Annotated in this window: 17 protein-coding genes; all 17 read right to left on the reverse strand. The window is 58.0% G+C overall.

The window, feature by feature from the left end; genetic code table 11:
• Nucleotides 1-8 precede the first annotated feature (8 nt).
• A complete protein-coding gene (locus ACSSVC_RS03630; protein ID WP_102862410.1) occupies nt 9-776 on the reverse strand; it encodes a DeoR/GlpR family DNA-binding transcription regulator in 768 nt (255 codons plus the stop codon).
• Nucleotides 777-939: 163 nt separating this feature from the next.
• Nucleotides 940-2,307: a bifunctional UDP-N-acetylglucosamine diphosphorylase/glucosamine-1-phosphate N-acetyltransferase GlmU gene (gene glmU, locus ACSSVC_RS03635; protein ID WP_346634716.1), complete on the reverse strand. Its 1,368-nt coding sequence runs from the start codon at nt 2,305-2,307 to the stop codon at nt 940-942.
• Between the two features lie 115 nt (nt 2,308-2,422).
• Nucleotides 2,423-2,848: a F0F1 ATP synthase subunit epsilon gene (locus tag ACSSVC_RS03640; RefSeq protein ID WP_011064380.1), complete on the reverse strand. Its 426-nt coding sequence runs from the start codon at nt 2,846-2,848 to the stop codon at nt 2,423-2,425.
• A 45-nt stretch (nt 2,849-2,893) separates the two neighbouring features.
• Nucleotides 2,894-4,270, reverse strand: a complete 1,377-nt coding sequence (gene atpD, locus ACSSVC_RS03645) for a F0F1 ATP synthase subunit beta (protein WP_011064381.1) — start codon at nt 4,268-4,270, stop codon at nt 2,894-2,896.
• A 27-nt stretch (nt 4,271-4,297) separates the two neighbouring features.
• A complete protein-coding gene (atpG, locus tag ACSSVC_RS03650; RefSeq protein WP_011064382.1) occupies nt 4,298-5,158 on the reverse strand; it encodes a F0F1 ATP synthase subunit gamma in 861 nt (286 codons plus the stop codon).
• 50 nt (nt 5,159-5,208) lie between these two features.
• Nucleotides 5,209-6,753, reverse strand: a complete 1,545-nt coding sequence (gene atpA, locus ACSSVC_RS03655; RefSeq protein ID WP_102862412.1) for a F0F1 ATP synthase subunit alpha — start codon at nt 6,751-6,753, stop codon at nt 5,209-5,211.
• Nucleotides 6,754-6,774: 21 nt separating this feature from the next.
• The gene (locus ACSSVC_RS03660) at nt 6,775-7,311 is read right to left on the reverse strand and encodes a F0F1 ATP synthase subunit delta (RefSeq protein ID WP_346634715.1); all 537 of its coding nucleotides are present in this window, start codon (nt 7,309-7,311) and stop codon (nt 6,775-6,777) included.
• A 12-nt stretch (nt 7,312-7,323) separates the two neighbouring features.
• Complete coding sequence (locus ACSSVC_RS03665; protein ID WP_011064385.1) at nt 7,324-7,794, reverse strand: F0F1 ATP synthase subunit B; 471 nt, start codon at nt 7,792-7,794, stop codon at nt 7,324-7,326.
• Between the two features lie 57 nt (nt 7,795-7,851).
• Nucleotides 7,852-8,109: a F0F1 ATP synthase subunit C gene (gene atpE / locus ACSSVC_RS03670; RefSeq protein ID WP_002555987.1), complete on the reverse strand. Its 258-nt coding sequence runs from the start codon at nt 8,107-8,109 to the stop codon at nt 7,852-7,854.
• Between the two features lie 133 nt (nt 8,110-8,242).
• Entirely contained in the window at nt 8,243-9,115 is an 873-nt protein-coding gene (gene atpB / locus ACSSVC_RS03675) for a F0F1 ATP synthase subunit A (RefSeq protein WP_102862414.1), read from the reverse strand.
• 16 nt (nt 9,116-9,131) lie between these two features.
• Nucleotides 9,132-9,539 carry a F0F1 ATP synthase subunit I gene (locus ACSSVC_RS03680; RefSeq protein WP_016964883.1) on the reverse strand — a complete coding sequence of 136 codons (408 nt, stop codon included), beginning with the start codon at nt 9,537-9,539 and terminating at the stop codon, nt 9,132-9,134.
• 148 nt (nt 9,540-9,687) lie between these two features.
• A complete protein-coding gene (locus ACSSVC_RS03685; protein WP_047306723.1) occupies nt 9,688-10,560 on the reverse strand; it encodes a ParB/RepB/Spo0J family partition protein in 873 nt (290 codons plus the stop codon).
• Nucleotides 10,561-10,569: 9 nt separating this feature from the next.
• Nucleotides 10,570-11,367, reverse strand: a complete 798-nt coding sequence (locus ACSSVC_RS03690; protein WP_317070754.1) for a ParA family protein — start codon at nt 11,365-11,367, stop codon at nt 10,570-10,572.
• Nucleotides 11,368-11,385: 18 nt separating this feature from the next.
• Entirely contained in the window at nt 11,386-12,021 is a 636-nt protein-coding gene (rsmG, locus tag ACSSVC_RS03695; RefSeq protein WP_492612552.1) for a 16S rRNA (guanine(527)-N(7))-methyltransferase RsmG, read from the reverse strand.
• A 5-nt stretch (nt 12,022-12,026) separates the two neighbouring features.
• The gene (gene mnmG / locus ACSSVC_RS03700; protein WP_170001381.1) at nt 12,027-13,919 is read right to left on the reverse strand and encodes a tRNA uridine-5-carboxymethylaminomethyl(34) synthesis enzyme MnmG; all 1,893 of its coding nucleotides are present in this window, start codon (nt 13,917-13,919) and stop codon (nt 12,027-12,029) included.
• Nucleotides 13,920-14,485: 566 nt separating this feature from the next.
• A complete protein-coding gene (locus ACSSVC_RS03705) occupies nt 14,486-15,184 on the reverse strand; it encodes a DUF2167 domain-containing protein (protein WP_404937964.1) in 699 nt (232 codons plus the stop codon).
• Nucleotides 15,185-15,422: 238 nt separating this feature from the next.
• Complete coding sequence (locus tag ACSSVC_RS03710; RefSeq protein WP_404937965.1) at nt 15,423-16,244, reverse strand: phytanoyl-CoA dioxygenase family protein; 822 nt, start codon at nt 16,242-16,244, stop codon at nt 15,423-15,425.
• Nucleotides 16,245-16,246: the final 2 nt, after the last annotated feature.

The raw sequence follows: 16,246 nt of genomic DNA on the forward strand, positions 1-16,246 counted from the left end.
TTTCTCTCCTAGCTGACAGCCGCGCAAATCAGAGTTATGCCGCGGGCCTGGATTTGGTCGCGGACCTCAAAGGGCAGGCGATCATCGGTAATAAGGGTATGGACGCTGCTCCATGGCAGCTCCAGGTTGGGAATCTTGCGGCCGATCTTGTCGGATTCGACCATCACCACCACTTCACGAGCCACTTCGGCCATGACCCGGCTCAACCCCAGCAATTCGTTGAAGGTGGTGGTGCCGCGGGCCAGATCGATACCGTCGGCACCGATAAACAGCTGGTCGAAGTCGTATGAGCGTAGAACCTGTTCAGCCACCTGGCCCTGGAAGGACTCGGAATGGGGGTCCCAGGTGCCGCCGGTCATCAACAGCACCGGCTCATGCTCCAGCTCGCTCAGGGCGTTGGCCACATTCAGGGAGTTGGTCATGACCACCAGGCCCGGTTGCTGGCCCAGTTCGGGAATCATGGCGGCGGTGGTGCTGCCACTGTCGATGATGATCCGTGCGTGTTCACGGATGCGCTGTACTGCGGCCCGGGCAATCGCCTGCTTGTAGAGGGACACAGGCTGGCCAAGATCGCTCACCAGTTCCTGGGGCATGGTGATGGCGCCGCCGTAACGCCGCAGCAGCAGGCCATTGCTCTCCAGTGCGGCCAAGTCCTTTCGAATCGTAACTTCAGAGGTTTCGAAACGCTTGGCCAAGGCATCAACGCTCACTTCGCCCTGTTCATTGAGCAAGGCAAGGATGTTGTGGCGACGTTGGGGGGTGTTGCGCTTCGACATGGCGGCTTAAGTTTCGATTCGAAAGATAACAGGCGCAATAAAAACCTATGATCGAAACTTCGTCAAGCGGGGGAAGTGAAAAAAATCGCCGGCACGCCGGCTCCTACCGATGGGTGTAGGAGCCGGCTTGCCGACGAACAGGGTTCCACGGTTGTGGATAACCTCAGTCCTTCTTGATCTTTTCTGGCCGCTTCCAGCCGTCGATGTTCTTCTGCCGGGCCCGACCTACCGCCAGTTGGGCGGGCGCCACGTTCTGGGTGATGGTGGAACCGGCGGCCGTGGTGGCACCGGACAAGATATCCACAGGGGCCACCAGGGAGTTGTTGGAACCAATGAACACGTCTTCACCCATGACCGTCTTGTGCTTGTTCACCCCGTCGTAATTGCAGGTGATGGTCCCGGCGCCGATGTTGGTGCGGGCGCCGATCACAGCGTCGCCCAGGTAAGTCAGGTGACCGGCCTTGGCGCCCTGCCCCAGGTGGGCATTCTTCAGTTCGACAAAGTTACCCACATGGGCCTTGGCTTCCAGCACCGTGCCGGGACGCAGGCGGGCGAACGGGCCGGCATCGCTGCCCTCACCCATTACCGCGCCGTCGAGGTGACTGTTGGCCTTGATCACCACGCCCTTGCGCAGGGTGCTGTCCTTGATCACGCAGTTGGGGCCGATGATCACGTCGTCCTCGATCACCACTCGGCCTTCGAGAATCACATTGATGTCGATCAGCACGTCGCGACCGGCGGTGACCTCACCGCGCACGTCGAAGCGTGCCGGGTCGCGCAGGGTCACGCCCTGGGCCATCAGCCGGCGCGCCGCGCGCAGCTGGTAGTGACGCTCCAGTTCCGCCAACTGCTTGCGGTCGTTGGCGCCCTGCACTTCCATGGCGTCATGGGGCTGCTCGGTGGCGACGATCAGGCCGTCGCTGACCGCCATGGCGATCACGTCGGTCAGGTAATACTCGCCCTGGGCGTTGTTGTTGGACAGACGGCCGGTCCAGTCGCCCAGGCGCTTGCCGGGCACCGCGAGGATTCCGGTGTTGCCTTCGGTAATGGCGCGCTGGGCTTCATTGGCATCTTTCTGCTCGACGATAGCGCTCACCTTGCCGGCTGCGTCGCGGACGATGCGACCGTAACCGGTGGGGTCGTCCAGCTCGACGGTCAACAGACCCAGTTGTTCCGGTCCCACCTGCTTGAGCAGGCGCTGCAGGGTCTCGACTTCGATCAGTGGTACATCGCCGTAGAGGATCAGCACTGTGTCAGCCGTGATAAAAGGTACGGCCTGGGCCACCGCGTGGCCGGTGCCCAGTTGCTTGTCCTGCAACACGAAATTCAGGTCATCGGCCGCCAAACGCTCACGCACCGCATCCGCACCGTGGCCGATCACCACGTGGATGCGCTGTGGATCAAGTTGCCGGGCGCTGTGGATAACATGCCCGAGCATGGAATTGCCGGCGACCGGATGAAGCACCTTCGGCAGCGCCGAGCGCATGCGAGTCCCTTGACCCGCGGCGAGGATAACGATTTCGAGAGACATGACTGGCTACCAATCCTGGGTGGTCGGCGACTGCGACCAGAGGGGGTGAATGGCGGAAAATAAAAAGGGTAGCCGAGGCTACCCTTTTTAATCAATCACACAGAAAGCCTGCGGCTTAGCCGCCGAACTTCTTGCGGATCTGCTGGACGGTACGCAGCTGAGCTGCGGCCTCGGCCAGACGTGCAGCAGCAGAACCGTAGTCGAAATCTGCGCCTTTTTCATTCAGGGCCTTCTCAGCAGCCTTGACGGCTTCCTGAGCGGAGGCTTCGTCCAGGTCGGCAGCACGTTGCACGGTGTCGGCAAGAACCTTGACCATGTTCGGCTGAACCTCGAGGAAACCACCGGAGATGTAGAACACCTCGGCTTCCCCGCCCTGCTTGATCAAGCGGATCGGACCTGGCTTCAGGTTGGTGATCAGCGGTGCGTGACCCAGAGCGATACCAAGATCACCCAGTTCACCGTGCGCAACCACCATCTCCACCAGACCGGAGAAGATTTCCCCTTCCGCGCTGACGATATCGCAATGGACTGTCATAGCCATCTGCTTGCCTCAACCTAAATTAGCGCCCGTTGCCGGGCGCCGGGATTACAGTTTCTTGGCTTTCTCGATCGCTTCGTCGATGCCGCCGACCATGTAGAACGCTTGTTCTGGCAGGTGGTCGTAGTCACCGTTGAGGATGCCTTTGAAGCCAGCGATGGTGTCTTTCAGGGAAACGTATTTGCCTGGAGAACCAGTGAAGACTTCAGCCACGAAGAACGGCTGCGACAAGAAGCGCTGGATCTTACGAGCGCGGGATACCAACTGCTTGTCGGTTTCCGACAGCTCGTCCATACCCAGGATCGCGATGATGTCCTTCAGCTCTTTGTAACGCTGCAGTACGTACTGAACGCCGCGAGCGGTCTCGTAGTGTTCGTTGCCGATCACGTTCGGGTCCAGCTGGCGGGAAGTCGAGTCCAGTGGGTCTACCGCTGGGTAGATACCCAGGGAAGCGATGTCACGGGACAGAACGACGGTGGCGTCCAAGTGGGCGAAGGTGGTCGCTGGCGACGGGTCGGTCAAGTCGTCCGCAGGTACGTATACCGCTTGGATCGAGGTGATCGAGCCTTGCTTGGTCGAAGTGATACGTTCTTGCAGAACGCCCATCTCTTCAGCCAGGGTCGGCTGGTAGCCTACTGCGGAAGGCATACGGCCCAGCAGTGCGGATACTTCGGTACCGGCCAGGGTGTAACGGTAGATGTTGTCGACGAACAGCAGAACGTCGTTACCTTCGTCACGGAACTTCTCGGCCATGGTCAGGCCGGTCAGGGCTACGCGCAGACGGTTTCCCGGCGGCTCGTTCATTTGGCCGTAGACCAGTGCCACTTTGTCCAGAACGTTGGAATCCTTCATCTCGTGGTAGAAGTCGTTACCCTCACGAGTACGCTCACCCACACCGGCGAACACGGAATAACCGCTGTGCTCGATGGCGATGTTACGGATCAGTTCCATCATGTTTACGGTCTTGCCTACACCGGCACCACCGAACAGACCGACTTTACCGCCCTTGGCGAACGGGCAAACCAGGTCAATTACCTTGATCCCGGTTTCCAGCAGGTCGTTGCCGCCTGCCTGTTCTGCGAAGGAAGGCGCTGGACGGTGAATGCCCCAACGCTCTTCTTCACCGATAGGACCGGCTTCGTCGATTGGGTTGCCCAGTACGTCCATGATCCGGCCCAGGGTCGCTTTACCGACCGGTACGGAGATGGCTGCGCCAGTGTTGTTGACGTCCAGACCGCGCTTCAAGCCTTCGGTGGAGCCCATCGCAATGGTACGCACCACGCCGTCGCCCAGCTGTTGCTGAACTTCCAGAGTGGTTTCGGCGCCTTGAACCTTCAAGGCGTCGTAGATGCTCGGTACGCTGTCGCGTGGAAATTCCACGTCGATAACGGCGCCGATGATTTGAACGATACGTCCGCTACTCATAGCTGGATCCTCTGAATATTTGAACCGTTAAACCGCGGCAGCGCCGCCGACGATTTCCGAGATCTCTTGGGTGATCGCAGCCTGACGCGCCTTGTTGTAGATCAGCTGCAAATCGCTGATCAAATCACCGGCGTTGTCGGTAGCGTTCTTCATTGCGATCATCCGCGCCGCTTGTTCAGCTGCGTTGTTCTCGACCACCGCCTGGTAGACCTGCGACTCCACGTAACGGACCATCAAGCCGTCCAGCAGCTCCTTGGCATCCGGTTCGTAGAGATAGTCCCAGTGGTGCTTGAGTTCTTGATCCGGGGTTGCCTCCAGTGGAATCAACTGCTCCACGGTCGGCTGCTGGGTCATGGTGTTGATGAACTTGTTGGATACCACGGACAGGCGGTCAATCCGGCCTTCCAGGTACGCATCCAGCATCACCTTGACGCTGCCGATCAGATCGTTGATCGACGGCTCTTCACCCAGATGGCTGATAGCTGCAACGACGTTACCGCCGAAGTTGCGGAAGAAGGCCGCACCCTTGCTACCGACCACACACAGATCGATCTCGACGCCTTGTTCGCGGTTTACCGCCATGTCCTTGACCAGGGCCTTGAACAGGTTGGTGTTCAAGCCACCACACAGACCACGGTCACTGCTCACCACAACGTAACCGACGCGCTTGATAGCACGGTCGATCATGAACGGGTGACGATATTCCGGGTTGGCGTTGGCCAGATGACCAATAACCTGGCGGATGCGCTCCGCATAAGGACGGCTAGCAGCCATGCGCATTTGTGCCTTGCGCATTTTGCTGACCGCCACTTTTTCCATGGCGCTGGTAATTTTTTGCGTGCTTTTGATGCTCGCAATCTTACTGCGAATCTCTTTTGCGCCTGCCATGTAACACCTATCAGGTTAGCAAGCGGGAGCCTTGCGGCTCCCGCTGCGGCTTACCAGGTTTGGGTGGCTTTGAACTTCTCGATACCGGCTTTCAGGCCAGCGTCGATTTCGTCATTGAAGTCACCCTTCACGTTGATCTTCGCCATCAGGTCGGCGTGATCGCGGTTGAAGTAAGCAATCATGGCCTGTTCGAAGCTACCAACTTTGGCAATCTCGACGTCCGTCAGGAAGCCACGTTCAGCGGCGTACAGGGACAAGGACATGTCGGCGATGGACATCGGCGCATATTGCTTCTGCTTCATCAGCTCGGTAACGCGCTGACCATGCTCAAGTTGCTTACGGGTCGCTTCGTCCAGGTCAGAAGCGAACTGGGCGAATGCCGCCAGTTCACGGTACTGAGCCAGAGCGGTACGGATACCACCGGACAGCTTCTTGATGATCTTGGTCTGAGCGGCACCACCCACACGGGATACCGAAACACCGGCGTTCACAGCCGGACGGATGCCGGAGTTGAACATGGCCGATTCCAGGAAGATCTGACCGTCGGTGATGGAAATCACGTTGGTCGGAACGAACGCGGAAACGTCGCCAGCCTGGGTTTCGATGATCGGCAGAGCGGTCAGGGAACCGGTCTTGCCAGTCACTGCGCCGTTGGTGAACTTCTCTACGTACTCTTCGGAGACGCGGGAAGCGCGCTCCAGCAGACGGGAGTGGAGATAGAACACGTCACCTGGGTAGGCTTCACGGCCTGGTGGACGGCGCAGCAGCAGGGAAATCTGGCGGTAAGCCACTGCTTGCTTGGACAGATCGTCATAAACGATCAGCGCGTCTTCACCGCGGTCGCGGAAGTATTCGCCCATGGTGCAACCGGAGTACGGAGCCAGGAATTGCAGTGCTGCAGATTCCGAAGCGCTCGCTGCAACGATGATGGTGTTAGCCAGTGCACCGTTTTCTTCCAGCTTGCGAACCACGTTGGCGATGGTCGATTGCTTCTGACCGATCGCTACGTAGACGCAGAAAATGCCGCTGTCTTTCTGGTTGATGATCGCGTCGATCGCCAGAGCGGTCTTACCGATCTGACGGTCACCGATGATCAGCTCACGCTGGCCACGGCCGACTGGGATCATGGCATCGACAGCCTTGTAGCCAGTCTGTACAGGCTGGTCTACCGACTTACGCCAGATCACGCCTGGAGCAACTTTCTCGACCGCGTCGGTCTCGGTGTTGTTCAGCGGACCTTTGCCGTCAACTGGGTTACCCAGTGCGTCGACTACGCGACCCAGCAGTTCCTTACCAACAGGAACTTCGAGGATGCGGCCAGTGCACTTGGCGCTCATGCCTTCAGCCAGACTGGTGTACGCGCCCAATACAACGGCACCTACGGAGTCTTGCTCCAGGTTGAGGGCCATACCGTAGACGCCGCCCGGAAACTCGATCATCTCGCCGTACATGACGTCGGCCAGACCGTGAATCCGCACGATGCCGTCAGATACGCTGACGACAGTGCCTTCGTTACGGGCTTGGGAGGTCACATCGAGCTTGTCGATGCGGCCCTTGATAATTTCACTTATTTCGGAAGGATTGAGTTGCTGCATTGCTCTGCTGCCCCTTCAAACTCAAGATTTCAATGCTTCGGCAAGGCTCGCGAGTTTGCCGCGAATCGAGCCATCGATAACCAGGTCGCCGGCGCGGATTACGACGCCACCAATAAGGCTGGCATCCTCCGCAGCGTGCAGTCGCACTTCCCGGCCGAGCCGTGCACTGAGAACCTTGGCGAGTTTGTCTTGCTGTTCTTGGTTCAATGCGAACGCACTGGTTACATCCACATCCACCGATTTCTCTTGCTCGGCCTTGTACAGGTCGAACTGAGCGGAGATCTCCGGCAACAGCAGGAGACGGTCGTTTTCGGCGGCAACGTGAATGAAATTCTGTGCCTGTGCATCAAACTTGTCGCCACACACTTCGATAAAAGTGCTGGCCTTTTCTGCGCTCGTCAGTCGCGGGGCCTTAAGCACGCGCTGCATGGTGTCATCTTGTGACACCGCTGCAGCCAGGCCGAGCATGGCTGACCAAGAGGCCAGCTGCTGGTGGGCCTGAGCGTGCTCGAAGGCCGCCTTAGCGTAAGGTCGGGCCAACGTGGTCAGTTCTGCCATGATCGCCCTCGCTTAAATTTCAGCAGCCAGTTTGTTAACCAGCTCTGCGTGCGCGTTTTGATCGATTGTGGCACCCAGGATCTTCTCTGCGCCGTTGACTGCCAGGCTACCCAGTTGGGCACGCAGCGCGTCTTTGACACCGTTCAGTTCCTGTTCGATCTCGGCCTGAGCCTGAGCCTTCACACGTTCAGCTTCGACACGAGCCTGTTCACGGGCTTCGTCGACGATCTGAGAACCGCGCTTCTTGGCTTGCTCAATGATTTCAGCTGCCTGAGCTTTAGCTTCGCGCAGTTGCTGACCCGCTTTATCTTGGGCCAGTTCCAGGTCACGAGCTGCTCGGCTGGCAGCGTCCAGTCCATCCGCGATCTTCTTTTGACGTTCGTGCAAAGCAGCAATGACCGGAGGCCAAATGAACTTCATGCAGAACAATACAAAAATTAAGAACGCAACGGACTGGCCAATCAGGGTTGCATTAATGTTCACGCCAACACCTCGCTCGTTCGTTGTCCGTCACACCAATCAACTCGAATACTCGAGTGATTAGCCAGCGAGTTGACCAACGAAGGGGTTTGCGAAGGTGAAGAACAGAGCGATACCAACACCGATCATGGTTACGGCGTCGAGCAGACCGGCAACGATGAACATTTTAACTTGCAGCATTGGAACCATTTCTGGTTGACGCGCAGCGCCTTCCAGGAACTTGCCGCCCAGCAGGCCGAAACCAATTGCGGTACCCAGTGCGCCCAGGCCGATCAACAGTGCAACAGCGATAGCGGTTAGACCAACTACAGTTTCCATCTTTCCTCCCGACTTTTACGTCGTATGGTTTAGGTTTTTTAGATTAAAGCGGTAAAACAAATCGTTTCATCGAGCCCGAGACGGGCTCCCTCTCGCCGCAACGAGAGGGACATCAGACTAGTCGAGACTGGTCTTAATGGTTCTCTTCGTGCGCCATCGACAGGTAGACGATGGTCAGCATCATGAAGATAAAGGCCTGCAGGGTGATGATCAGGATGTGGAACACAGCCCACGCCCATTGCAGAACCACACCCATGCCGCTGAGCCACAGCAGACCGCTGCCGAACATCACAGCGATCAGGATGAACACCAGTTCGCCGGCATACATGTTGCCGAACAGACGCAGTGCCAGAGAGATCGGCTTGGCAATCAGGGTCACGAACTCCAGCAGGAAGTTCACCGGAATCAGCAGCGCTTGAACGAAGATGTTCTTGCTGCCGAACGGATGCAGGGTCAGTTCGCCGATGAAGCCGCCGATGCCCTTGATCTTGATGCTGTAGAAAATGATCAGCGCGAACACCGACAGGGCCATGCCCAGGGTGGCGTTCGGGTCAGTGGTGGAAACGGCACGGAATGGAATGTGCGGATCGCCCGAGATCAACATGGCCAGTTGCGGAATCCAATCCACCGGTACCAGGTCGATGGCGTTCATCAGGAACACCCAGACGAAAATGGTCAGCGCCAGCGGTGCGATCACCGGGCTGCGGCCGTGGAAGCTGTCCTTCACGCTGCCATCGACGAAGCCAACCATGACTTCAACGAAGTTCTGCAAAGCGCCCGGCACGCCGGAAGTCGCCTTCTTGGCCGCCATGCGGAACAGAAGAATGAAGATCACACCCAGTGCGACAGACCAGCCGAGGGTATCGACGTGGAATGCCCAGAAGCCCATTTCCTTGGCTTCTGCTGCGGAGTGGGCAAAGCCCCAGCTCCCATTGGGTAGCTGACCGAAGGTCAGGTTCTGCAAGTGGTGCTGGATATAGCCCGAAGCGGTTGTTTCTGCTGACATGGTTGCCTCAAACGCCCTAAGGTCTCGAAAGTCTTGTTCTCATTAGCAGGGGAGCGAACCAGCTGACCAGTTGGGTCAGCACGAAGACGCCGAATACAGCCAGCGGCGCCAATGGCTTCACACCTGCAAACGTCAGTGCAAACAGCACCGCCGTCAAAATCAGTTTGCCCGCCTCGCCGGCATAAAAAGACCGGACGATGGCTTGGGCCGCTCGGGCGCCGGAAAACCGAAATGCCCTGTGAGCGAAATACACATTGGGTAGCAAGGCTATCAGTCCTCCGCAAAGGCCTGAGTATCCGGCAACGACTCCACGCCATTGCCAAAGCGCCAGAGCGGCTATCAGTAGAATGACCAACTGAGCCAGTAAAACCGGAAAAACCGCCAAGCGATGAAACGGCAAGCGGTTTGGCGTGCGGGTTTCCATCGCTCTTGCTCCTCAAGGGTCGGCTGCCAGAATTCAATAACTTGGCATAATTTGTGCCGACAAAATGCGCGCAGAGTATAGGGGCGGTTCAGCCCCTATTCAACTGCCGGGTAGTGATTTCCGACTGCGCGCTACATAAGGAAATGTTTCAGCGGATGTGAGCGAGGACGCCTTGCAGCTCATCCAGGGAGTTATAGCCGATCACCAGCTGTCCCTTGCCCTTCTTCCCGTGGCGAATCTGCACCGCAGAGCCCAGGCGCTCAGCCAGGCGCTGCTCGAGACGGGCGATATCCGGGTCCGGCTTGACCGGTTCAGCAGGCTCCTGTTTGCCGCTCAGCCACTGGCGAACCAGTGCCTCGGTCTGACGCACAGTGAGACCTCGTGCGACAACGTGTCGCGCCCCTTCAACCTGTTGATTTTCCGGCAATCCGAGCAAAGCACGGGCATGACCCATTTCCAGGTCGCCGTGGGACAACATGGTCTTGATCACCTCAGGCAAGGCAATCAGGCGCAGCAGGTTGGCCACGCTGACACGGGACTTGCCCACTGCTTCGGCGACCTGTTGCTGAGTCAACTGGAATTCCTGCTGCAGGCGCTGCAGAGCCACCGCTTCCTCGATGGGATTGAGGTCTTCGCGCTGGATGTTCTCGATCAGCGCCATGGCGATGGCGGTTTCATCCGGCACATCGCGGACCATCGCCGGGATGGTCTCCTGGCCAGCCTGCTGGCTGGCACGCCAGCGGCGTTCACCGGCGATGATTTCAAAGCGCCCACCACCAATGGGGCGCACCACGATCGGCTGCATCACGCCCTGGGTCCTGATGGAGTTCGCCAACTCTTCCAGCGCCTGTGGGTCCATATCCCGGCGCGGCTGGTACTTGCCGCGCTGGATCAGGTCCAGGGGCAAGTGCTGCAGCTCACGCTGGTCGGCCTGCACCGCTTGTTCTTCCAGGGCACTGACAGTCGGACCACTCAACAGTGCATCCAGTCCACGTCCGAGACCTCGTTTCTTGACGGCCATGGGGATTCCTTAAGTTGGCTGGGCGGCTGCGACGCGGGATTGTTTACGTTGCCGGCGAACCATCTCGCCCGCCAGGGCCAGATAGGCCAGCGCGCCACGGGATTGTTTGTCGTACGCCAATGCCGGCATGCCGTAGCTCGGCGCCTCGGCCAAACGGATGTTGCGCGGAATCACGGTGTCGTAAAGCTGCTCACCGAAGTGTTCCTTGAGCTGGGCGGAAACATCGTTCATCAGGCTCAACCGCGGGTCGAACATGGTGCGCAACAAGCCTTCGATCTTGAGCTGCGGATTGAGCAGTTCAGCGATGCGCTTGATGTTATCCACAAGGTCGCTCAAGCCTTCCAATGCGTAGTACTCGCACTGCATGGGGATAATCACCCCATCGGCGGCCACCAGGGCATTGAGTGTGAGCATCGACAACGACGGCGGGCAGTCGATCAGAATGTAGTCGTAGTTTTCACGGATCGGTGCCAGGGCGCTGCGCAGACGGCTTTCCTTCATCTGCATTTCCAGCAGCACCACTTCCGCGGCCGTCAGGTCGCGGTTGGCCGGCAGCAATTGATAACCGCCGTGCTCGGAGAAGTGCATGGCCTGGGCCAGGTCGCATTCGCCGATCAGCAGGTCGTAGACCGAGTTTTCCAAACCGTGTTTATCCACACCGCTACCCATGGTGGCGTTGCCCTGTGGATCGAGATCGATCAACAGCACCCGGCGCTTGGTCGCTACCAGGGATGCTGCGAGGTTGATGCAGGTGGTGGTCTTGCCCACGCCACCTTTCTGGTTCGCTATCGCGAATACCTTAGCCATTCTTGCTTGTGTTCCCAATCATGCCGTGCGGCGCAGTATCAGCAGATGGCGTTGGCCTTGGCAACCGGGTACGGCCAAGGCGTGTTCGCTATCGAGGTGGAAGTCTGCCGGCAATGCTAACAGCTCATCAGAGGGATGGACGCCCTTCATTGCCAGCCAGCGTGTATCGCGGTCGCCCAGGTGGCGGGTCCAACTGGTGAAGTTCTCCATGCTGCTGAACGCCCGGGAAATGATCCCATTGAATGGCAGCTCAGGGGTGAAGGCTTCGACCCGGTTGTGGATAACTTGCAGGTTATCCAGCTTGAGTTCGAGTTTTACCTGGGTCAGGAAACGGGTTTTCTTGCCATTGCTGTCCAGACAAGTGACTTGCGACTCGGGAAACAGGATCGCCAGGGGAATCCCCGGCATCCCGCCACCGCTGCCGACATCCAGCCAGCGGCCGTTTTCGATGAACGACATTACGCTCAAGCTATCGAGCAGATGGCGGGAGACCATTTCATTCGGGTCGCGCACCGCCGTCAGGTTGTAAGCCTTGTTCCACTTGATCAACAGGGCCAGGTAACCCAGCAGCAATTCGTGCTGGGTTGCGCTCAGATTGACACCGAGCTGGCGAGCGCCTGTGGATAACTCATCCGCGTGTTGTGGGGTGACCATAGAACTCAAGCGCTTTGCTCCAACTGACGGCCCGCGCCGCGTTTTTTCAAGTGAATCATCAACAGGGAAATTGCCGCGGGGGTCACGCCGGGAATTCGCGATGCCTGGCCCAGGGTTTCCGGACGAGTCGCGCCAAGCTTGCTCTGGATTTCCTTCGACAACCCGGAAATGCCGGTGTAATCGATATCCACAGGCAACTTGGTGTCTTCGCTGGCCCGCAGACGAGCAATTTCGTCCTGCTGGCGATCGATATAGCCTGCGTACTTGGTCTTGATCTCGACCTGTTCCGCGACTTGTGGATCTTCAGCGCCATGCCCGGTCACTTCGACCAGACCAGCGTAGTCGATTTCTGGACGGCTCAGCAGGTTCAGCAGGTTGTACTCGTGAGTCAGCGGGGTGCCGAATTTCTGAGCAATCGCATCGCCCTGCTCGGTTCCAGGCCGAACCCAAGTCGACTTCAAGCGCTGTTCTTCCTGGGCAATACCTTCGCGTTTCTTGCAGAAGGCGGCCCAGCGCACGTCATCCACCAGACCCAGCTCGCGACCTTTTTCGGTCAGACGCAGATCGGCGTTGTCTTCACGCAGGATCAAGCGATATTCCGCCCGGGAAGTGAACATCCGGTACGGTTCCTGGGTGCCAAGAGTAATCAGGTCATCGACCAGCACACCGATATAGGCTTCATCGCGGCGCGGGCACCAGCTGTCTTTGCCCTGGGCACGCAGTGCGGCGTTGGCACCGGCCAGCAAACCTTGGGCACCGGCTTCTTCGTACCCGGTGGTGCCGTTGATCTGACCGGCGAAAAACAAGCCGCCGATGACTTTGGTTTCCAGGCTGTATTTCAAGTCCCGCGGATCGAAGTAGTCGTACTCGATGGCATAACCCGGGCGCACGATATGGGCGTTTTCCATGCCGCGGATCGATTGCACGATCTGCAACTGCACGTCGAACGGCAAGGATGTGGATATCCCGTTCGGATACAGCTCGTGAGTGGTCAGGCCTTCGGGTTCGATAAACACCTGATGGCTTTCCTTGTCGGCGAAGCGGTGGATCTTGTCTTCGATCGACGGGCAGTAACGCGGGCCAATGCCTTCGATTACCCCGGAATACATCGGCGAACGATCGAGGTTCGAGGCGATGATCTCGTGGGTGCGGGCGTTGGTGTGGGTAATCCAGCAACTGACCTGTTGTGGATGCTGTTCTTTCGAGCCCAGGAACGACATCACCGGAATAGGTGTATCTCCTGGCTGCTCGGTCATCACCGAGAAATCCACAGAACGGCCATCGATACGCGGTGGAGTACCGGTTTTCAACCGACCAACGCGCAGCGGCAGCTCCCGTAGACGTTGGGCCAGGGCGATCGAAGGTGGATCGCCGGCTCGACCACCGGAATAGTTCTGCATCCCGATGTGGATAAGTCCGCCGAGAAAGGTCCCTGTCGTCAGGACCACGGATTCAGCGAAGAACCGCAGACCCATTTGAGTCACCACGCCTCGCACCTGATCCTGCTCGACGATCAGGTCATCGGCTGCTTGCTGAAATATCCACAGGTTGGGCTGATTCTCGAGAATCTCGCGAACAGCGGCCTTATACAGAACGCGGTCGGCCTGGGCGCGAGTAGCGCGCACGGCTGGGCCTTTACGACTGTTCAAGACACGAAACTGAATACCACCTTTATCGGTAGCCATGGCCATCGCGCCGCCCAGGGCATCGATTTCCTTGACCAGGTGGCTCTTGCCGATCCCACCAATCGCGGGGTTGCAGCTCATTGCTCCGAGGGTTTCCACGTTATGCGTCAGCAACAGGGTTTTTGCCCCCATGCGTGCTGATGCAAGTGCTGCCTCGGTACCGGCATGACCGCCGCCGATGACGATCACTTCAAAACGGGAAGGGAAATCCACCACGCACCTCGTGCCTGCTTCAAGTAGGAGTAATTAGGAGTAGTTGTCGGGTTGGTTTTTGGACCAAGGCGGCAAGTATAGGGACTTCGACCTTTCTAAAGAACCCTTTGCACAAAATTTAACCAGCTGTGGATGACTGACAGACAATAGAAATTAAAAGAGAGAAATTTATTAAATCTTTGTTTTTATGTTTATTCTTATGCAGCACCACTTCTGTGGATAGATTGCTACAGGCCTTTATATTCAATATGTACAGAGGTTTTAAACTCTGTGGTTAGGTGCCCGTGAGGCCCTTGGATAAGCGCTTTAAACCTGTGGATGAATGAGGTGGTTATCCACAGGCGTGGTTTTCCTCAGCTTTGAAGCCCGGTTATCAACTGAGCTGAGGGCCAGTTATTCACAGGGCTTAATCCACAGAAATCCGTAGCCTTGGCTAAAAGACGCCCACGCAGAAGCTCTTCGCTGAAGCCGATTCCGGCAAAGGTGCAATCAAAAAATGTCTGATAAGCGAAACAGACAGGCCTCAGCAGACCTGTCTTTGGATAATCGAGCGGACTTAAGCGGGTTTATGAGGCGATGCGTGTCAGCCGTCCCTGAATCCACCAGCTCAGTCCCAGTAGCAACACTGCCAGGGCGATCCAGTACCTTTTCAACAATGCGATACCGGTCTCCGGCAGGCTGCGTTGGGTGTACTCAAAGGCATTGGCCAGCGCTTGAGCATTGAGCCGGCCGGAATCATTGCCGGCAGCCGTTGCTGTAACGCTCAACGCGAAAGGCCTGTCGACCGAGCTGTCACCCTGTAGCAGAGCCACTATGGGATTTCTCGCTTCAGCGCCGGACTCATTTATCCAATGTGATGATTGAAGAGGTGTAAAACCCAATTCCTGGGCATTGCTGGCCTGGACATGACCAGCGTTGTAGGCGGTTCCCTGTGGATCATGGGCATCCACCGAAACGAACCACTGCTGGGAATGATCTTTGGGAAACACCAGGCCCAGGACTTCGGAGGCTAGCGCACTGGAGTCGAACGTCTGCAGAATCCGAAAGGCTTCCGGCGGTCCGACGAAAACATAGTCCTGGGCCAGTTCCAGAGTCGCCTTGCCCAGCAGCTCGATGCTCGCCGGGCCAACGACTGCGGAGCGGCTGGCCTGCTCGAAGACATTGCCGCGCTCCGTCATCGACACCTGTTCGGGCGAGGTTTGGGCCAGGGCGCCTTGCCATACAAGGACCAGACCAAAGGTTGCGACACAACGACTGAAGCGCATAAACACCTTCCACACAGTTGGTTCATACACTGGCCGGCGACAGATTCATCCGGGCACTACTTCCGGATGAGCGCGGGTCCATCCAAATACAGCAACCGGCAATGGTGGTCTGCTTTTCAGGGAAGGCATATCGGATACGTCTGATTTTCAAGCCTGAAACACGATGGATACTCCTGCGACTGGGCTGTTTGTCCACAGTGGTCCGAGAGCCCCGAACCGAACTGTGGATAACCTTTGCTCAGGTCCGTTGCCGAGGCCAGAGCTGTGGAAACAACTCATGTTGCAAAGGCGCACCGGCCGGAAGTTGCTCGCTCAAGCCGGGGAACTCGGGAGATGTTCGCCAGGGCCTTGGTGCATGTCGCATGTCTTCCCCCAGAAAGCGCAGGGAAAAGGCCCGCCGCCGCCGATCTCCGCTGACGCCACCGGCGGCGTGCAAGGTCAGCATGTGGAAAAAAACGGCATCGCCGGGCTGCAGCTCCCAGCCAAGAATGCTCCACTCCTCGCGATCGGCCTCGATGTCCGGAAGATCCGCCAGGCTGCCTTCCGGAAACCACTTGGCCTGGTTATCCAGAAAGGTGCGGGGCATCAACCAGGGCCCCAGGTGTGACCCGGCGACGAACTCCAGGGTCGACTCCCGGGCAACCGGGTCCACGGGCATCCACATGCTGCAGTTCTGCCGCCCCTCAACGTTGTAGTAAGGCTGATCCTGATGCCAGGGTGTGCGCTGCCGGGTATTGGGCTCCTTGACCAGCAGATGGTCGTGATAAAGCTGCGCTTGCGCACTACCCATCAGTTGCGCGGCGACATGGCCGACTCGGCTTTCAAAGATGAACCGTCGATAGTCGGGATTCTCACGCCAGTTGCAGAAGTCCTCGAAGAACCAACCCGGATCATCAGGGCCACTGGCGACCTTGGCCCGTTCACTGGGTTGCGCCAGGTTGCGTTCGATGCCCTGCTCCAGCAAGGCAACTTCAGCAGCACTGAACAATTGGCGAATGCACACCGCGCCATCGCGCTGGAAGGCTTCGACGGTAGATAACGGCAACTCGAACGATCCCATGG

Source organism: Pseudomonas sp. E1BtOHC1 (genome assembly GCF_058744285.1).

Excerpts from the sequence above, each read along its gene's own strand:
- ACSSVC_RS03630 (WP_102862410.1), bottom strand. The coding sequence starts at position 776 with ATGTCGAAGCGCAACACCCCCCAACGTCGCCACAACATCCTTGCCTTG.
- glmU (WP_346634716.1), bottom strand. The coding sequence starts at position 2,307 with ATGTCTCTCGAAATCGTTATCCTCGCCGCGGGTCAAGGGACTCGCATG.
- ACSSVC_RS03640 (WP_011064380.1), bottom strand. The coding sequence starts at position 2,848 with ATGGCTATGACAGTCCATTGCGATATCGTCAGCGCGGAAGGGGAAATC.
- atpD (WP_011064381.1), bottom strand. The coding sequence starts at position 4,270 with ATGAGTAGCGGACGTATCGTTCAAATCATCGGCGCCGTTATCGACGTG.
- atpG (WP_011064382.1), bottom strand. The coding sequence starts at position 5,158 with ATGGCAGGCGCAAAAGAGATTCGCAGTAAGATTGCGAGCATCAAAAGC.
- atpA (WP_102862412.1), bottom strand. The coding sequence starts at position 6,753 with ATGCAGCAACTCAATCCTTCCGAAATAAGTGAAATTATCAAGGGCCGC.
- ACSSVC_RS03660 (WP_346634715.1), bottom strand. The coding sequence starts at position 7,311 with ATGGCAGAACTGACCACGTTGGCCCGACCTTACGCTAAGGCGGCCTTC.
- atpE (WP_002555987.1), bottom strand. The coding sequence starts at position 8,109 with ATGGAAACTGTAGTTGGTCTAACCGCTATCGCTGTTGCACTGTTGATC.
- atpB (WP_102862414.1), bottom strand. The coding sequence starts at position 9,115 with ATGTCAGCAGAAACAACCGCTTCGGGCTATATCCAGCACCACTTGCAG.
- ACSSVC_RS03680 (WP_016964883.1), bottom strand. The coding sequence starts at position 9,539 with ATGGAAACCCGCACGCCAAACCGCTTGCCGTTTCATCGCTTGGCGGTT.
- ACSSVC_RS03685 (WP_047306723.1), bottom strand. The coding sequence starts at position 10,560 with ATGGCCGTCAAGAAACGAGGTCTCGGACGTGGACTGGATGCACTGTTG.
- ACSSVC_RS03690 (WP_317070754.1), bottom strand. The coding sequence starts at position 11,367 with ATGGCTAAGGTATTCGCGATAGCGAACCAGAAAGGTGGCGTGGGCAAG.
- rsmG (WP_492612552.1), bottom strand. The coding sequence starts at position 12,021 with ATGGTCACCCCACAACACGCGGATGAGTTATCCACAGGCGCTCGCCAG.
- ACSSVC_RS03705 (WP_404937964.1), bottom strand. The coding sequence starts at position 15,184 with ATGCGCTTCAGTCGTTGTGTCGCAACCTTTGGTCTGGTCCTTGTATGG.
- ACSSVC_RS03710 (WP_404937965.1), bottom strand. The coding sequence starts at position 16,244 with ATGGGATCGTTCGAGTTGCCGTTATCTACCGTCGAAGCCTTCCAGCGC.